20 protein-coding genes are annotated in these 15,313 nt (G+C 69.8%); 9 read left to right on the plus strand and 11 right to left on the minus strand.

Translation table 11 applies throughout. The features are described 5' to 3' along the window. Positions 1-28: 28 nt before the first annotated feature. Positions 29-436 carry a hypothetical protein gene (locus G3M57_RS03520; RefSeq protein ID WP_163228758.1) on the minus strand — a complete coding sequence of 136 codons (408 nt, stop codon included), beginning with the start codon at positions 434-436 and terminating at the stop codon, positions 29-31. Between the two features lie 76 nt (positions 437-512). Next, positions 513-1,172, minus strand: coding sequence for a thiamine phosphate synthase (thiE, locus tag G3M57_RS03525; protein ID WP_163228760.1), 660 nt, complete (start codon positions 1,170-1,172; stop codon positions 513-515). Positions 1,173-1,388: 216 nt separating this feature from the next. Between thiE and G3M57_RS03530 the strand changes: the two genes are divergently transcribed. Together G3M57_RS03530 and bfr are read left to right on the plus strand one after the other, a co-directional pair. Continuing rightward, on the plus strand, positions 1,389-1,574 hold the full coding sequence (locus G3M57_RS03530; RefSeq protein ID WP_028038007.1) for a (2Fe-2S)-binding protein: 186 nt from the start codon (positions 1,389-1,391) through the stop codon (positions 1,572-1,574). Between the two features lie 143 nt (positions 1,575-1,717). Then, the gene (gene bfr / locus G3M57_RS03535; protein WP_056758791.1) at positions 1,718-2,197 is read left to right on the plus strand and encodes a bacterioferritin; all 480 of its coding nucleotides are present in this window, start codon (positions 1,718-1,720) and stop codon (positions 2,195-2,197) included. A 185-nt stretch (positions 2,198-2,382) separates the two neighbouring features. Here the strand turns inward: bfr and G3M57_RS03540 are convergent, their stop codons facing one another. Beyond that, positions 2,383-2,880: a GNAT family N-acetyltransferase gene (locus tag G3M57_RS03540; RefSeq protein WP_163228762.1), complete on the minus strand. Its 498-nt coding sequence runs from the start codon at positions 2,878-2,880 to the stop codon at positions 2,383-2,385. A gap of 82 nt (positions 2,881-2,962) precedes the next feature. Here G3M57_RS03540 and G3M57_RS03545 point away from each other — a divergent pair, with 82 nt between their 5' ends. Together G3M57_RS03545 and G3M57_RS03550 are read left to right on the plus strand one after the other, a co-directional pair. Continuing rightward, the gene (locus G3M57_RS03545; RefSeq protein ID WP_056758797.1) at positions 2,963-3,553 is read left to right on the plus strand and encodes a tryptophan-rich sensory protein; all 591 of its coding nucleotides are present in this window, start codon (positions 2,963-2,965) and stop codon (positions 3,551-3,553) included. A gap of 87 nt (positions 3,554-3,640) precedes the next feature. Next, complete coding sequence (locus G3M57_RS03550) at positions 3,641-4,276, plus strand: DUF2799 domain-containing protein (protein WP_056758800.1); 636 nt, start codon at positions 3,641-3,643, stop codon at positions 4,274-4,276. Between the two features lie 12 nt (positions 4,277-4,288). Here G3M57_RS03550 and G3M57_RS03555 read toward each other — a convergent pair whose 3' ends face one another. The 4 genes from G3M57_RS03555 to G3M57_RS03570 all read right to left on the minus strand — a co-directional run bounded on the left by G3M57_RS03555 (position 4,289) and on the right by G3M57_RS03570 (position 6,761). Next, entirely contained in the window at positions 4,289-4,759 is a 471-nt protein-coding gene (locus tag G3M57_RS03555; protein WP_156402271.1) for a DoxX family protein, read from the minus strand. Continuing rightward, positions 4,756-5,538, minus strand: coding sequence for an HvfC/BufC N-terminal domain-containing protein (locus tag G3M57_RS03560; protein ID WP_163228763.1), 783 nt, complete (start codon positions 5,536-5,538; stop codon positions 4,756-4,758). Before G3M57_RS03560 ends, G3M57_RS03555 begins: the two co-directional genes overlap by 4 nt. Then, positions 5,531-6,391, minus strand: a complete 861-nt coding sequence (gene bufB, locus G3M57_RS03565; protein ID WP_163228765.1) for an MNIO family bufferin maturase — start codon at positions 6,389-6,391, stop codon at positions 5,531-5,533. The genes G3M57_RS03560 and bufB overlap by 8 nt, the downstream gene beginning before the upstream one ends. A gap of 82 nt (positions 6,392-6,473) precedes the next feature. After that, entirely contained in the window at positions 6,474-6,761 is a 288-nt protein-coding gene (locus tag G3M57_RS03570; RefSeq protein ID WP_056758807.1) for a BufA1 family periplasmic bufferin-type metallophore, read from the minus strand. A gap of 217 nt (positions 6,762-6,978) precedes the next feature. Here G3M57_RS03570 and G3M57_RS03575 point away from each other — a divergent pair, with 217 nt between their 5' ends. Together G3M57_RS03575 and G3M57_RS03580 are read left to right on the plus strand one after the other, a co-directional pair. Further along, positions 6,979-7,521, plus strand: coding sequence for a sigma-70 family RNA polymerase sigma factor (locus tag G3M57_RS03575; RefSeq protein ID WP_056758810.1), 543 nt, complete (start codon positions 6,979-6,981; stop codon positions 7,519-7,521). After that, complete coding sequence (locus G3M57_RS03580; RefSeq protein WP_163228767.1) at positions 7,508-8,149, plus strand: NrsF family protein; 642 nt, start codon at positions 7,508-7,510, stop codon at positions 8,147-8,149. The genes G3M57_RS03575 and G3M57_RS03580 overlap by 14 nt, the downstream gene beginning before the upstream one ends. A 103-nt stretch (positions 8,150-8,252) precedes the next feature. Here G3M57_RS03580 and efp read toward each other — a convergent pair whose 3' ends face one another. Continuing rightward, complete coding sequence (gene efp / locus G3M57_RS03585) at positions 8,253-8,822, minus strand: elongation factor P (RefSeq protein WP_028038017.1); 570 nt, start codon at positions 8,820-8,822, stop codon at positions 8,253-8,255. Positions 8,823-8,931: 109 nt separating this feature from the next. Here efp and epmA point away from each other — a divergent pair, with 109 nt between their 5' ends. After that, on the plus strand, positions 8,932-9,981 hold the full coding sequence (epmA, locus tag G3M57_RS03590) for an EF-P lysine aminoacylase EpmA (protein ID WP_163228769.1): 1,050 nt from the start codon (positions 8,932-8,934) through the stop codon (positions 9,979-9,981). 75 nt (positions 9,982-10,056) lie between these two features. On the opposite strand, the gene G3M57_RS03595 is transcribed toward epmA, so the two are convergent. Beyond that, a complete protein-coding gene (locus tag G3M57_RS03595; protein WP_163228771.1) occupies positions 10,057-10,887 on the minus strand; it encodes a class I SAM-dependent methyltransferase in 831 nt (276 codons plus the stop codon). 66 nt (positions 10,888-10,953) lie between these two features. On the opposite strand from G3M57_RS03595, the gene G3M57_RS03600 reads away from it, so the two are divergent. Together G3M57_RS03600 and G3M57_RS03605 are read left to right on the plus strand one after the other, a co-directional pair. Then, positions 10,954-11,379, plus strand: a complete 426-nt coding sequence (locus G3M57_RS03600; RefSeq protein WP_244322597.1) for a helix-turn-helix domain-containing protein — start codon at positions 10,954-10,956, stop codon at positions 11,377-11,379. 212 nt (positions 11,380-11,591) lie between these two features. Further along, positions 11,592-12,632, plus strand: a complete 1,041-nt coding sequence (locus G3M57_RS03605) for a lysine-2,3-aminomutase-like protein (RefSeq protein ID WP_163228775.1) — start codon at positions 11,592-11,594, stop codon at positions 12,630-12,632. A 132-nt stretch (positions 12,633-12,764) separates the two neighbouring features. Here the strand turns inward: G3M57_RS03605 and fba are convergent, their stop codons facing one another. Both fba and G3M57_RS03615 read right to left on the minus strand, forming a co-directional pair. Further along, positions 12,765-13,856 carry a class II fructose-bisphosphate aldolase gene (gene fba / locus G3M57_RS03610; protein ID WP_056758827.1) on the minus strand — a complete coding sequence of 364 codons (1,092 nt, stop codon included), beginning with the start codon at positions 13,854-13,856 and terminating at the stop codon, positions 12,765-12,767. Between the two features lie 220 nt (positions 13,857-14,076). Beyond that, entirely contained in the window at positions 14,077-15,267 is a 1,191-nt protein-coding gene (locus tag G3M57_RS03615) for a phosphoglycerate kinase (protein WP_163228777.1), read from the minus strand. Positions 15,268-15,313: the final 46 nt, after the last annotated feature.

Consider the following 15,313-nt stretch of genomic DNA (forward strand, 5'->3'; position numbering starts at 1 on the left):
GGCCTCGAAGGACGCAGGGCCTCGACGTCTAAGGCAAAGCCACCTTCTGCAGGGTGTCCTTGGTCTCGCAGGCCACGCGGCCGGCGCCGCCGGCGGCGCCCTTGATGTCCTCGATCTTCTCGCCCGCGCGCCAGCCCTTGGGCAGGCCCTGGTCGCCGGTGAAGTCCATGCCCAGGTCGATCCACTTGTCGGTGGCGCAGTCCAGGGCGAAGACCATGATCGGGCCCTTGCCGGCCGGCCAGGCCTTGTAGGGGCCGTTGGGCCTGCCCTCGGCGATGCGCACCACGATCAGGCCGGACGTCTGGTCCACCCGCATGAAATCGGCGTCGTAGAAGGTCTTCGCCTCGCCGGGCGAGGGCTTCCAGTCTTCCGCCCGGGCGGGACCGGCCGTCGCCAGGACGGTGACGCCAAGCAAACACAGACCAAGCCGCCACATGAGCGTCCTCCCCGTATTTTATCACTGGGGAGAGGCTACGCCCGGCAAGCTTGAGCGGCAAGGTCGAAGAACGATGTTATTCGCTCCGGGCCGCCAAGCGCGCTTCAAGGCCCTGGGCGATGGCGGCGTTGATCGCCGCGACGCCGGCCGCGGGCCCGCCGGCGTGCTTCCAGACCCCGGCCGAGACGGCCAGGAAGTCGGCCCCCGCCCTCGCCAGGCCGGCGGCGTTGTCGGCGGTGATCCCGCCGATCGCCACCGAGGGGACTTCCATGGTTTCCTGCCAGATCGACAGAATCTCGGGATCGGCGGTGGTCGGGGCGTCCTTGGTGGTGGTCGGGAAGAAGGCCCCGAAGGCCACGTAGTCGGCTCCGGCCTCGGCGGCCTCCATGGCCAGGTGGCGGCTGTCGTGGCAGGTGACGCCGATCATCGCCCCGGGGCCCATGATCTTGCGGGCCTCCTTGAAGGGCGTGTCGCTCTGGCCGACATGGACGCCGTCGCAGCCCAGCCGCGCGGCCAGGTCCGGCCGGTCGTTGAGGATCACCGCCACCTCACGCGCGCGGGCGATGGGGGCGAGCGCCTGGACGGCGGCGGCGATCACCTCGTCGGAGGCGTGCTTCAGGCGGATCTGCAGCGCGGCCACGTCGCCGCCGTCCAGGGCCGCGGCCAGGTGGCGGCCGAAGCCGGCCAGGTCGTCCAGGGCCGGCGGGGTGATCAGATAGAGGCGGCAGTCGGTCATGGGTGCGGATTACGCCGATTTGCCCGCTGACGCAGCCCCCTCCGGCCCTTCGGGCCACCTCCCCCAAAAGGGGGAGGATCTAGTCCGAGCAGATGCTCCCCCACTGGGGGAGCTGTCGCGTAGCGACTGAGGGGGTTTGTCGCACTGCGAGTCAGTTGCAAAAGCTCCGCGCCTGGGCTACATGAGAATGACAATCATTCGGCGGGACCTGCGGCCTTGTACGTCTGCAACTGTAACGGCATTCGCGAGCGGGAAGTCCGCGCCGCCATCGACGCCGGGGCCACCCGCCCGGCCGACGTGTTCCGTCACAAGGGCTGCCAGGCCCAGTGCGCCAAGTGCGTCTGCGAGATGCGGCAGATGATCCAGGACAACCGCCAGGCCCTGGCCTACGCGGCCGAATAACCGGCCGGATCGACCCAAAATCAGCGATCGCGAAGCAGTCTCACGCTTTTCCGTGAGGCTGAGAAACACTTGCACACATAGCGGTTGAAGCTCGCGTTCCGATCGATCACGGTCGCGCCGAATCTTTATCTGAGGAGGCCGCCATGCAAGGCGATCCCGGCATCATTCGGCTCTTGAACGCGGTGCTCACCAACGAGCTGACGGCGGTCAACCAGTACTTCCTGCACGCGCGGATGTACGACAACTGGGGCTTCAAGCGTCTGGGCAAGATCACCTATGACGAGTCGATCGGCGAGATGAAGCACGCCGACAAGCTGATCAACCGCATCCTGTTCCTGGAAGGCCTGCCCAACCTGCAGGACCTGCACAAGCTGAAGATCGGCGAGACCGTGCCCGAGTGCCTGGCCAGCGACCTGTCGGTCGAGCTGGGCGGCCGCGAGACCCTGATCCCCGGCATCATCCAGTGCGAGACCGCCCGCGACTATGTCAGCCGCGAGCTGCTGCGCGAGATCCTCAGCGACACCGAGGAGCATATCGACTTCCTCGAGATGCAGCTGGGCCTGGTCAAGGCGCTGGGCGAGCAGAACTACCTGCAGAGCGCCGTGGGCGAGTTGCCGGCCTAGGTCGAAGGCGAGAGCCTATCCCAATAAAGCACCGTCATTCCGGGCCTTGTGCCCGGAACCCCTCTATCCGCCGCAGGTGCAGTGGTGTGGCGCGCCGGCGCGCCAAGGCAGCGCACCGTCAGCTGAACTAGGGGTCCCGGGCACAAGGCCCGGGATGACGAGTTGTTGGGTTTGGGGGAGGACACCTAGACGTCCCACACCATGAACACCCGCGCGTCCTCGTCCAGCCCGCGCGCCAGGTGTTCGGCCCGGATCGTCGCCATTCCCGGCGTCGGCGCCGCCACGTCCACGAACCCCAGCCGCCGGTAGTAGGGCGCGTTCCAGGGGATCTCGCGGAAGGTCGACAGCGACAGGCCGGCCAGGCCGGCGGTCCGCGCCCGTTCCGCCGCCGCGTCCAGCAGCGCCGCACCGATCCGGCGGCCCGCGAAGGCCGGCAGGACGTCGATCTGCTCGATATACAGCCGGTCCTCCACTGGCCGGAACATCACGAAGCCGGCGATGGCCTGGTCCTCGACCGCCACGTCCAGGCCGCCGTCGGCGATCCGAGCGGCCAGCACGGCGGCTGGGCTGGGTTCGTCGGCGGCCAGGGCGTCCATGAGCCCGACGAAGCGCTGGGCCGAGGCGCGTTCGAGCGCGCGGATCGTCTCGATCTCTTCGGGACGGGCGGAGCGCAAAACGACCATGGCGACCTCACAAACCGTTGCCCCGCTTGGGAACCAAGGTCCAGCTAGACGGTTACAAGCATGTTTAGCGAGGAGTCCCGTCATGCACATCCCGAACGGCAAATCCCACGGGAGGCGGACTCTCGCCGGCCGCGAGTCGTTCGAGATCGACGCCAAGGCCGACACCGCCGCCACGGCGGGCGCCCAACTGGCCCTGGGGCTGGCGGTGGCCGGCGGGGCGATCCTGCTGTCGACGGTCCTGGGCCGCCGGCACGAGCGGATGATCGACGACGAGGAATATGCGGTCGGCTACGCCGAGATGCACGAGCCGGTCGCCCACCAGCCCAAGATGCTGACCAGCCTGATCCTGCCGCCGCTGTTCATCGCCATGACCCTGTCGGGCCTGCGCATCTGGAACGCGCCGTCCAGTCCCACCCGCACCCGGGCGCTCACCCTCTGGAGTCTGGTCCAGGGCTTCAACGCCCTGTGGCTGGCCCTCGGGGCCAAGCGGGTGGGCGGACAGCTGGGAGCCGCCACCGCGTCCCTGGCCGCTTCGGCCGCCTACGCCCTGCAGGCTCGCAAGCTGGTGGCCCCGGCCTCAGGCTTCAACAGCCCCTATCTGGGCTGGCTGGGCTTCGCCAATGCCCTGACCGAGGAGCTGTGGAAGCGTCCGCGTCGCGTGACGGTCCACTAGAATAACGCCGGTTCGCCGTCGTTCAGCGGCCGTTCAGGCGGCCAAGCCCTAGCTTCCTCCAAGCCACGCCTTGGGGGAGCTATTCACATGCGTCGTCTTTGGACCCTGGGAACCGCCGTCGCGGTCGTCGCCCTGGCGGGCTGCGCTACCATGAGCAAGGAGGCGTGCCTGCAGGGCGACTGGGCGGGCGTCGGCTTCAAGGATGGCCAGGCGGGGCGCCCCCAGAGCCGCCTGGACGAGCACGCCAAGGCCTGCGCCAAGACCGGCGTGGTCCCCGAGGCGGCGCCCTATTTCGCGGCCCGTGACCAGGGGCTGAGGCTCTATTGCACCCAGGACCGCGGCTTCGACGAGGCCCGCCACGGCAACGGCTATGCGGGGGTCTGCCCGCCGGACGCCGAGCGCGGCTTCCTGGTCGGCTATGCCGACGGCCAGCTGGTCCACGACGCGGTCTCGCGCCTCAGCCAGGCGGAATCGGACCGCGAAAGCGCCGACAATCGCGCCGAGAAGCGTGACCGCCAGGCGCGCGGCGTCGAGGACGAGCTGAAGAACCCCAAGCTGAACGACGAGCAGAAGCACGAGCTGCGCGACCGCCTGAACCGCCTGCGCGCCGAGCGCCGCCAGGCGGTGGAGGATGGCCGCCGCGCCGACTGGGCCGCCCGCGACGCCGAGCGCGAGGTGGACGAGCTGCGGCATCGGTTCGGGCCGCGGTACGGGGGATGGTAGGCGACCGGACGCCTACTGGATTCCCACCGCGCGATCCAGGCTCCACCTTCCCCCACCCCTGGCCACGAGGAACAGCAGGATCGCCGCCCAGGACAGGTGGGTGCTCCAGGCGTCGGGATAGACGAAGACCTCGATCACCAGGGTCATGCCCAGGAACGCCAGGGCCGAGAGCCGGGTGAACAGCCCCAGCACCAGCAGGATCGAGAACAGGTGCTCGCTGTAGGTGGCCAGGTGGGCGGCGACGTCCGAAGGGATCAGCGGCAGGGCGTAGTCGTCGGCGAACAGCGAATAGGTCCCGTCGGTGATATGCAGGATCCCGTCGACCTTGGTGCGGCCCGACAGGAAGAACACCGAGGCGATCCCCAGGCGCGCGACCAGGGCCAGCACGTCGTCGGGCAGGGCGCGATGGGCCACGGCGGCCACGGCGTCGAACGGCCGGCTCCAGGGACGCGCGGCGGCGGGGGCGAGGATCTGGTCGGTCATGCGGGATCTCCAAGGTCGAGGCCGACGAACACGCCGTCGGCGATCAGGGCGGCGAACAAGGACGCCAGGTCGGCGGCGGGATCGGCCTGCGCGGCGGCGGTGATCGCCTCGCCCAGGGCGGCGCCGTCACGGGCGGAGGCCAGGAAGGCGAAGCCGGCCGCGTCAAGCCGGCGGCTATGGACGACGTGGTCGGGGCGGACGACCAGCGCGCCCTGCGGATCCTCGGACAGCGTCATCTCGCCCGGCGCCGGCTCGCGAGCCGCCAGCCACAGGCCAGGCAGACCGCTGTCGAACCAGGCGAAGGCCAGGCTGGGATGCAGGCGCGGGCGAGCGGCGGCCAGGATGTCCGGGGCCAGGGCGAAGGCCTCCGCGGCCAGGGGCTCGGCCTCCGGCGCGAACAGGGCGGTGGTCCACATCCGGTCAAGCTGGGCCATGGCCGGCAGATAGGGCAGGTCGCCGGCCGGCGGGAAGCGCTCCAGCCAGTCCGCGAAGGCCTCGCCATAGGCCAGCAGGGCGGCGCTGGCGGGCGGATGCTCGCGGGCGAACAGGGCGGCGGCGGCGCGGAACCAGTCGTCGCCGACCAGGCTGGCCACGGTCGGGAAATTGGCCGCCAGGGCGTCGACGCAGCCCTTGGCGATGGTGTTGCGGTAGACTGCCAGGCCGGCGGGCTCGGCCTCGCCTACCCGATCGCCGCCTGGCAGCCAGCCAGCGATCGGGTCGGCGGTGCGCGCGTGGAGCGCCGCCACGAAGGCGTCCTGGAACTGGCCCAGCTCAGACATGGGCCGGTTCCTGCACCGGCTGGGGACAGGCGCATGCGCCTGTCCCCGTCAGCAGTCCATGCGCCCGGTCCCGCTCGGCCATCAGCACCGCGAAGGCCGGGATGTCGTCGTCACGCTCGATCAGGGTCGGGCGCGGGCCGATGCGGTCGATCAGGCGGCGGTAGAGCGCCCAGACAGGTTCGGCCACCGGCGCGCCGTGGGTGTCGATCAGCAGGGCCGAACCGCCCTCATCGGCGCCGTGGCCGGCCAGGTGGATCTCGCCGATCGCCTCGGCGGGCAGGGCGTCCAGATAGGCCTGGGCCGCGTAGCCCAGGTTGCTGGCGCTGACGAACACGTTGTTGACGTCGACCAGCAGGCCGCAGCCGGTGCGGCGGGCCAGCTGCGCCAGGAAATCGGTCTCGTCGAGGTCATGGCCGGTCAGCGGCAAGTACAGCGACGGGTTCTCGACCAGGATCGTCCGGCCGAGGGCGTCCTGGGTGCGGCCGATGTTGCCGGCGATGCGGTCCAGGGCGGCGCGGGTGCGGGGGAAGGGCAGGAGGTCGGGCTGGTGGACGCCGCGCCAGGCGCTCCAGGCCAGGTGCTCTGAGACCACGAACGGCTCGAACCGGTCGGCCAGGGCCTTGAGGGCGGCCAGGTGGGTCGGGTCCGGATCGGCGTCGGCGGCCAGGGACAGGCCCACCCCGTGCAGCGACAGCGGATGCTGGCGACGGATCGCCTCCAGCGCCCGCAGGCGCGGCCCGCCGGCGGCCATGTAGTTCTCGGGATGGACCTCGAACCACAGCCCCTCGTCCTCGGCCGCGAGGGCGTCGGCATAGTGCTGCGGCTTGAGGCCGAGGCCGGCGGTGGGGCGCATGGTCGCTTCCTGGAAGCTGGGTGGCTGTCATCCCGGACAGCGCGGCGCGCCTCCGGGATGACAGCGGAAGAAAAGGGGGCGCTTAGGCCTTGGGCGTCAGCGAGCCCATGCCGTTCGGGGTCTTGATGCTGGTGCAGGTGCCCTTGGCGACCTTCTTCCAGGCGTCACCCTGATAGTCGGCCTTGGAGGTGCCCGCGCACGAGGTGCCGGCGCCGGCCTTGCAGTCGTTGTGGCCGGCCTTGGCCACGCCGTAGCACTTTTCCATCTCGACCTTGGCTGGCTTCATGTCGTCGCGGGCCATGGCGGCGCCGGCGCTCAGGGCGAAGACGGCGGCGAGGGCGAGGGCGGGGGTCTTGGTCACGAGGCTCATGGGAACGTTTCCTTCGTCGGTTCTGGCCGCGCCCGGCGCCGTTCGTCGGCCCGTCCTGCGCGGTCAAGGAGGAGTTACGGACGGGGGCGGCGAAAGGTTACACCGGTATCCGAACAAAAAATCCGGGACCCGAAAACCGCCTCGTGCCGAAAGCCCTTTCCCGCCGTGCGCAGGCGCGTGTAACCATCGGCCCGTCTCGCGCGAACAAGGGGGAGGCGTGACGGAAACCGAAGCCGCCCTGAAGGCGCTGATGCTGCTGGGCCTGGACGGCGACGCCCCGGCCTACCGGCTGCTGCTGTCCCAGCTGGGCGGCCGGCTCCGCGTCTATTTCGAGCGCCGCATGCGCGACGCTCCCGGCGATGTGGAGGACTTGGTGCAGGAGACCCTGATGGCGGTGCATACGCGGCGCGCGACCTATGATCGCGCCCAGCCGTTCACCCCGTGGGCCTTCGCCCTGGCGCGCTACAAGCTGATCGACCACTGGCGGCGTCGCAAGGTGCGGATGACCCTGCCGATCGACGACTATGTCGAGGTCCTGGCCGCCTACGCACCCGAGCCGGGCTCGGCCATGGACCTGGACCGGGCGCTGGAGACCCTGCCCGAGCGCCAGCGCAAGCTGGTGCGCGACGTCAAGATCGAGGGCCTCAGCCTGGCCCAGGCGGGCGAGCGGGCCGGCGTCTCCGAGGGCGCGGCCAAGGTCGCCCTGCACCGGGCGCTCAAGAGCCTCGGAGAAAGGATGCGCGGCCGTGCGGACGGATGATCTGATCGATCAGCTGGCGGCCGACCCGCGCGCCATCCCGGCCGGGGCTGTGCAGCGCCGGTTCGCCGGCGTGGCCGTGGCCACGGCCCTGGCGGCCCTGGTCATGGTGCTGGCCTGGCTGGGGACGCGTCACGACCTGATGGACGCCATGGCCGGCCGGATGTTCTGGATGAAGGCGGCCTATACCGCCCTGCTGGGCGTGGCGGGCTTCTGGGCCCTGGAACGCCTGGCCCGGCCCGAGGGCGCGCCGCGCAAGGCGCTGTTGTTCGGGGCCCTGGTGCTGGCGGTGTTCGTCGGCATGGGCTTGGGCCAATGGCTGGCCGCCGATGCGGAGCACCGGCGGCTGATGATGATGGGCGGATCCTGGAAGGTCTGCTGCCGCAACATCCTCGCCCTGGCCCTGCCCGGCCTGGCGGCGACCCTGGCGGTGCTGCGCGGCATGGCCCCGACCCGCCCGGCCCTGACCGGCTTCGCGGCCGGCGCCTTCGCCGGCGGGGTGGCGGCCACGGTCTACGGCCTGCACTGCGGCGAGAGCACCATGGTGTTCGTGGGGACCTGGTACACCCTGGGGGTGCTCGGGACCGGCCTGCTGGGCGCGGTGGTGGGGAAGTGGGCGCTGCGGTGGTGAGCGGCTGAACGAAGAAGGGCCGCACGGCTTTCACCGGTGCGACCCCTCATCCGTCGGCTGGCGCCGACACCTTCTCCCGCAAGGGGAGAAGGAAGATGGACCCTTAGTCCTTGGCGCGTTCCTGGTACGAGCCGTCCTCGGTCAGGATGATCACCTTGGTGCCGGCGGCGATATAGGGCGGAACCATGGTGCGCACGCCGTTGCTGAGCACGGCGGGCTTGTACGACGAGCTGGCGGTCTGGCCCTTCACCGACGGTTCGGTGTCGACGATCTCCAGCACCACCGTGCGCGGCAGTTCCAGGGCGATCGGCACCTCGTTGTGCGTCGACAGCTGGACGGTCATGCCCTCCTGCAGATAGGCGCCCAGGTCGCCGACCACGTCCTCGGTCGCCACGAGCTGGTCGTAGCTTTCCGGGTTCATGAAGTGGTAGCCCTCGCCGTCCTGGTACAGGAAGGTGTGGTTGCGCTGGTCGACGAAGGCGCGCTCGACCTGCTCGGTCGTGCGGTAGCGTTCCGACACCTTCACCCCGTCCGAAATGCGGCGCATGTTCAGCTGGGTGACCGGCGTGCCCTTGCCGGGGTGGATGTTCTCGGCGTTGAGGACCACGTAGAGCTTGCCGTCCATATCGACGACGGAACCCTTCCTCAGCGAGCTGGCGGCAACTTTAGTCACGAGTTCGTCCTTGATCCCGCGGCGGCCCGAAGCCGCGCGAATTTGCGTTGGATATCGCCCTCCTATAGCGATCCTCGCCAAGTTCGCCAGCCCGACCAGGGACTTTCCCGTGCAAGCACCCTCAGCCTCGCCCTGGTGGCGGCCCGAAAACCACGCCGACCGGCGGCCGTTCCTGCTGGCCCGCAACCGGATCAAGGCCGCGTTCCGGGCCTGGTTCGAGGCGCGCGACTTCCTGGAGGTCGAAACGGCGGCCCTGCAGGTCTCGCCTGGCAACGAGGCCCACCTGCACGCCTTCGAGACCGCCGCCCTGACGCTTTCGGGGCACAGCGCGCCGCTCTACCTGCACACCTCGCCGGAGTTCTCGTGCAAGAAGCTGCTGGCGGCGGGCGAGCGGCGGATCTTCGATTTCGGCAAGGTCTGGCGCAACCGCGAGCGCGGGGTGCTGCACCATCCGGAGTTCACCATGCTGGAATGGTACCGGGTGGGTCAGCCCTACCAGGCCTTGATGGACGACTGCGCGGCCCTGCTGGCCCTGGCGGCGGAAACGGCGGGAACGCTTGAGTTTCGCTTCCGCGGCCAGGCCTGCGATCCGTTCGCCGCGCCTGAACGGCTGACGGTCGCCGAGGCGTTCGAGCGTCACGCGGGGGTCGACCTGCTGGCCTCGATCGGGGCGGGCGGCGAGACCGACCGCGCGGCCCTGGCGGCGTCGGCGCGCGCCGCCGGGATCCGCGTCGCCGACGACGACACCTGGGCCGACGTGTTCAGCCGGGTGATCGTCGAGAAGGTCGAGCCCAAGCTCGGCGTCGGCCGCGCGACCATCCTCTGCGAATATCCGGCCGCCGAGGCCGCGCTGGCCCGGCCCAAGCCCGGCGACCCGCGGGTGGCCGAGCGGTTCGAGCTCTATGCCTGCGGCGTCGAGCTGGCCAACGCCTTCGGCGAGTTGACCGACGCCGGCGAGCAGCGCCGCCGCTTCGAGGCCGAGATGGACGAGAAGGCCCAGGTCTATGGCGAACGCTATCCACTGGACGAGGATTTCCTGGCGGCCCTGGCGATCATGCCCGAGGCCTCCGGCGCGGCCCTGGGCTTCGACCGGCTGGTGATGCTGGCGGCGGGGGCGTCGCGGGTGGACCAGGTGCTGTGGACGCCGGTGGCGGGGTAGGTTCGTCGGCCATTTCCGTCCAATCGTCATTCCCACAAGGGCGGGAATGACGGCTGATTAGAGGGGGCGATCAGTCTAGGCTCGCCCTCGCACCCTCCAGCACGCCGCCGTGAACCGCGCGGCGCCGTCGATCACAAAGGGCTCGAACCCGCGCCTGGCCGCCTCGACCACTGCGCGCCGGCGATCCTCGTCCAGGCTCGGCAGGACCAGGCTCACCGGTCCCATGCGGGCGGCGTAGGTGTCCAGGGCCGGCGTCGGCATCGCGCAGGCGACGTCCAGCGGCTGGAAGTCGACGTCCCGCCAGCCGGCGGCCGACAGGATGGCGCCGACCCGGTCGCGGTCGGCGAAGGCGAACTGGCCTGGCGCATCGGGGTCGCGCGGCGGCGCCTCGGGCAGCAGCGGCGCGGCGGCGCGCTCGGCCGCCGTCATGAACGGGTTCTCCGCCGCGCCGCGCCAGACGATGCAGGCCAGGGTCGCGTCCGTCCGTGACGCTCGCCGCAGGTTGGCGAAGGCGACGACGGGATCGTCGAAGAACATCACCCCGAACCGCGAGATCACCGCGTCGAAGGCGGCGGGCTGGAAGGCGTGCTGCTGGGCGTCGGCGACCAGGAACTCGGTGTTGTCGGCGCCGGTCTCGACAGCCTTCCGCCGCGCAAGCTCGATCAGCGGCGCGGAGATGTCGGCGCCGGTGCAGCGGCCTTGCGCGCCCAGGCTCCGCGCCACGGCGAAGGTGGTCGCGCCGGCCCCGCAGCCGATGTCGAGCACCGCCGTCGCGCCGTGGACCGCGTCCACCAGCAACGGCTCGAACGGCGCGAACAGCCGATCGAGCATGGCGTTCTGCTCGACCCAGTTCTGGCCAGCCTGGTTGTTCCAGAGTTCGGCCTGGGCCTGGTTGGCTTGCGTCATGCGCGGTCCTCCTTGCTTCATCGTGGGCTATGGACGAGGCTACGACTTCAAGCCCACTTGAGGTCAATGGTGAAACTTCTCGACATCGCGCAGGTCGCCGGCGCCACGGGAATGGCGGCGTCCAGGCTCCGATATTACGAGGAGAAGGGGCTGATCGCCTCGGTCGGCCGGCGGGGGCTGAAGCGCTTGTTCGAGGCCGGCGTGCTGGAACGCCTGTCGCTGATCGCCCTGGCCCAGACCGCCGGCTTCTCGCTGGACGAGATCGCCGGCATGGTCGACGCGGCGGGCCGGCCGCGCCTGGACCGCGCCCAGCTGTCGGCCAGGGCCGACGACCTGGACCGGACGATCCGCCGCCTGTCCGCCCTGCGCGACGGCCTGCGCCACGCCGCCGCCTGTCCCGCGCCCAGCCACATGGAATGCCCGACCTTCCGGCGGCTGCTGAAGGGCGCAGTCGAGACCCGCCGCCGGACGTTCGTGGAGGACCTCGGTTAGGGCGTATCGACGTCCGGCTCCCGGGGGGCGAAAATCTCGTCCCCCCTAAGCTTTTTTGGCGACACGCTCAGGATGAGGTTTTCTATTCGCCGGGCCTGTAAACTGGTCCTCATCCTGAGCTTGTCGAAGGACGAGGACCACGCACGGCCTTGAATGTTGCTGGAGCCCATCGCATTGCGCCGACGGGCCTAATCGGCCATACCGCCGGCCTCATGACCGCCGCCCGCACCCTTCGCAGCGCCGCCGCCCTGGCCGAGGCCGGCCTGATCGCCCCCGGGCGCCTGGCCGCGCTGGAAGCCGTCGCGGCGCGCTATGCGGTGGCGATCACACCGGACATGGCCGAGCTGATCGACCCGGCCAACCAGAGCGACCCGATCGGCCGCCAGTTCCTGCCGTCGGAAGCCGAGCTGCTGGAGAGCCCGGGCGAGGTCGCCGACCCGATCGGCGACGCCGCCCACAGCCCGGTCGAGGGGATCGTTCACCGCTATCCCGACCGCGTGCTGCTGAAACCCACCCACACCTGCGCGGTCTATTGCCGGTTCTGCTTCCGGCGCGAGGTGGTCGGGCCCGGCGGGGCCGCCAATCTGTCCCCGGACCAGCTGGACGCCGCCTTCGCCTACATCGCCGCCCATCCGGAGATCTGGGAGGTGATCGTCACCGGTGGCGACCCGCTGGTGCTGTCGCCGCGCCGGCTGGGCGACCTGGGCGAGCGGCTGGCGGCCATCGACCACGTCAAGGTCGTGCGCTTCCATACCCGCGTGCCGGTGGTCGACCCGGCGGCGGTCACCGACGAAATGGTCGCGGCCCTGAAGGCCAGTGGCAAGACGGTCTATGTGGCCCTGCACGCCAACCACGTTCGCGAGCTGACCCCGGCGGCCCGCGCCGCGATCGGCCGGATCATCGACGCCGGGATCCCGATGCTGAGCCAGACCGTGCTGCTGAAGGGCGTCAACGACGACCCCGAGGCGCTGGGCGCCCTGATGCGCGGCTTCGTCGAGAGCCGCATCCGGCCCTACTACCTGCACCACGGCGACCATGCCCCGGGCACCGCCCACCTGCGAACCACGGTGGCGGAAGGCCGCGCCCTGATGCGCGCGATCCGCGGCCGGTTCTCGGGCCTGTGCCAGCCGACCTATGTGCTCGACATCCCCGACGGTCACGGCAAGGTGCCGATCGGTCCGGACTACCTGGCGGTCGACGGCGAGGTGGAGGACCCGAACGGCGGCGCGCACCTGTATCCGCCGAAAGGATAGCGCTCGGCGGTTGGGGACACGCACAAGTGCATGTCCCCGTTCCGGGGCTGGAGACCCCAACAACGCGCCAAACGAAAAAGGCCTCCCAGGTGTCCCTGGAAGGCCTCCTCGTATCCTCGAAAGCAGAAGCTCCTACTCAGCCGCCGCCTTCTTGGCCGCCGCGCCGAACTTGGCGTTCAGTTCGCCGGACACGTAGCGCTTGGCCATGGTCGCGGTGGACAGGGCCTTGATCTTGTCGGCGTGGCCGGCCGAGCCGAACTGCACGAAGCGGTCCTGGCAGACCTGGCGCATGGCCTCCTTGGCGGGCTTGAGATAGGCGCGCGGGTCGAACTCGTGCGGCTTCTCGGTCAGGATCTTGCGGATCGCGCCGGTGATGGCCAGGCGGTTGTCGGTGTCGACATTGACCTTGCGCACGCCATGCTTGATGCCGCGCTGGATCTCTTCCACCGGCACGCCCCAGGTCTGGGGAATGGCGCCGCCGTACTGGTTGATGATGTCCTGCAGCTCCTGCGGCACCGAGCTGGAGCCGTGCATCACCAGGTGGGTGTTGGGCAGGCGCTGGTGGATCTCCTCGATCACGTTCATGGCCAGGACGTCGCCGTCCGGCTTGCGCGTGAACTTGTAGGCCCCGTGGCTGGTGCCCATGGCGATGGCCAGGGCGTCGACGCCGGTGCGCTCGACGAACTCCACCGCCTGGTCCGGGTCGGTCAGCAGTTCGTCGTGCGAGAGGACCCCCTCGAAGCCGTGGCCGTCCTCGGCCTCGCCCATGCCGCTCTCAAGGGACCCGAGCACGCCAAGTTCGCCTTCGACCGACACGCCGCAGGCGTGGGCCATCTCGACCACCTTGCGGGTGACCTCGACATTGTACTCGTAGGTGGCGGGGGTCTTGGCGTCCTCCATCAGCGAGCCGTCCATCATCACCGAGGTGAAGCCGTACTGGATCGCCGTAGCGCAGGTGGCCGGGCCGTTGCCGTGGTCCTGGTGCATGCACACCGGGATGTTGGGGTAGATCTCGGCCAGGGCGTCGATCATCCGGGCCAGCATGATGTCGTTGGCGTAGCTGCGCGCGCCGCGCGAGGCCTGGATGATGACCGGGGAATTGACGGCTTCCGCCGCCTCCATGATCGCCAGGCCCTGTTCCATGTTGTTGATGTTGAAGGCCGGCAGCGCATAGTCATGCTCCGCCGCATGATCCAGCAACTGTCTTAGCGTGATCCTCGCCACGTGGTGTTCTCCTGCAAGCGTGAAGTGATTGGGTGGTGGTTTCTTGTTTTTGGGGCTTTTGACGCTTTGCGTTCTTCGCCCGTAGTCGCGTCGAGTTTCCTCGGTCTCGACGGTGGAAAGTTATCCCGGGTTTCCTCGGCCCCGGTGGTCGAATGATGTTTCGCCGGATTGAATCAGGTCTCCCATCCCGTCTTCCCCGGCCGTGGCCGGGGATACGTTTCTAAACCTCAAGGGCCGCGACGCCCGGAAGCGTCTTGCCCTCCATCCATTCCAGGAACGCGCCGCCGGCGGTCGAAACGAACGTGAAGTCCGCCGAGACGCCGGCGTGGTTCAACGCCGCCACGGTATCACCCCCGCCCGCGACGGCCACGATCTTACCCGACTTGGCGAGTTTGGCGGCGTGTTTTGCCGCCGAAACGGTCGCTTCGTCGAAGGGGGGCACCTCGAAAACGCCCAAAGGGCCGTTCCAGATCAACGTCTGGCTCGAATCCATGGCTTCGATCAGCCGCTGGGCGCTCTTGGGGCCGGCGTCGAGGATCAGGTCGTCGTCCTGGACGTCGGAAAGGTCGCGGGTCTCGGCGTCGACGCCCGGGGCGACCTTCTTGGCCACGACCACGTCGATCGGCAGCAGCAGCTCGCAGCCGCTCTTCTGCGCGGTGGCGATGATCTGGCGGGCGGTGTCGGCCAGGTCCTTCTCGCAGAGAGAACCCCCGACGTCGTGGCCCTGGGCGAACAGGAAGGTGTTGGCCATGCCGCCGCCGATCGCCAAGCGGTCCAGCTTGGCGACCAGGTTGTTCAGCAGGTCCAGCTTGGTCGAGACCTTGGAGCCGCCGACGATGCCCAGCACGGGCTTCTTGGGATTGCCCAGGGCGGCGTCGAGCGCGTCGAGCTCGCGCTGCATGGCCAGGCCCGGATAGGCCGGCAGGAGGCGGGCCAGGGCTTCGGTGGAGGCGTGGGCGCGGTGGGCGGCGCTGAAGGCGTCGTCGACATAGAGGTCGCCGTTCTCCGCCAGCTGGGCGGCGAAGGCGGGGTCGTTCTTCTCCTCGCCGGCGTGGAAGCGGACGTTCTCCAGCAGGGCCACGCCGCCGTTCTCCATGGCGTTGACGACCTCGGCGGCGGCCGGGCCGACGCAGTCGCTGGCGAAGGCCACGTCCTGCTCCAGCAGCTTGCCCAGCGGCTCGGCCACGAAGGCCAGGCTCATCTCGGGCACGACCTTGCCCTTGGGGCGGTCGAAGTGGGCCAGCAGGATGACCTTGGCGCCCTGGGTCGACAGGTAGTGGATGGTCGGCAGGGCGGCGCGCAGGCGGGTGTCGTCGGTGATCTTCCCCCCGTCGACCGGAACGTTGAAGTCCACCCGGACCAGGGCGCGCTTGCCGGCGAGATCGGCGGTGTCGAGGGTGCGGAAGGGCATGAGGTCAGCTCACCAGTAATGGATCTTCGCATGCCAGGTCATCCAG

Origin of the sequence: Caulobacter rhizosphaerae, from assembly GCF_010977555.1 — a bacterium.
Lineage (GTDB): Bacteria > Pseudomonadota > Alphaproteobacteria > Caulobacterales > Caulobacteraceae > Caulobacter > Caulobacter rhizosphaerae.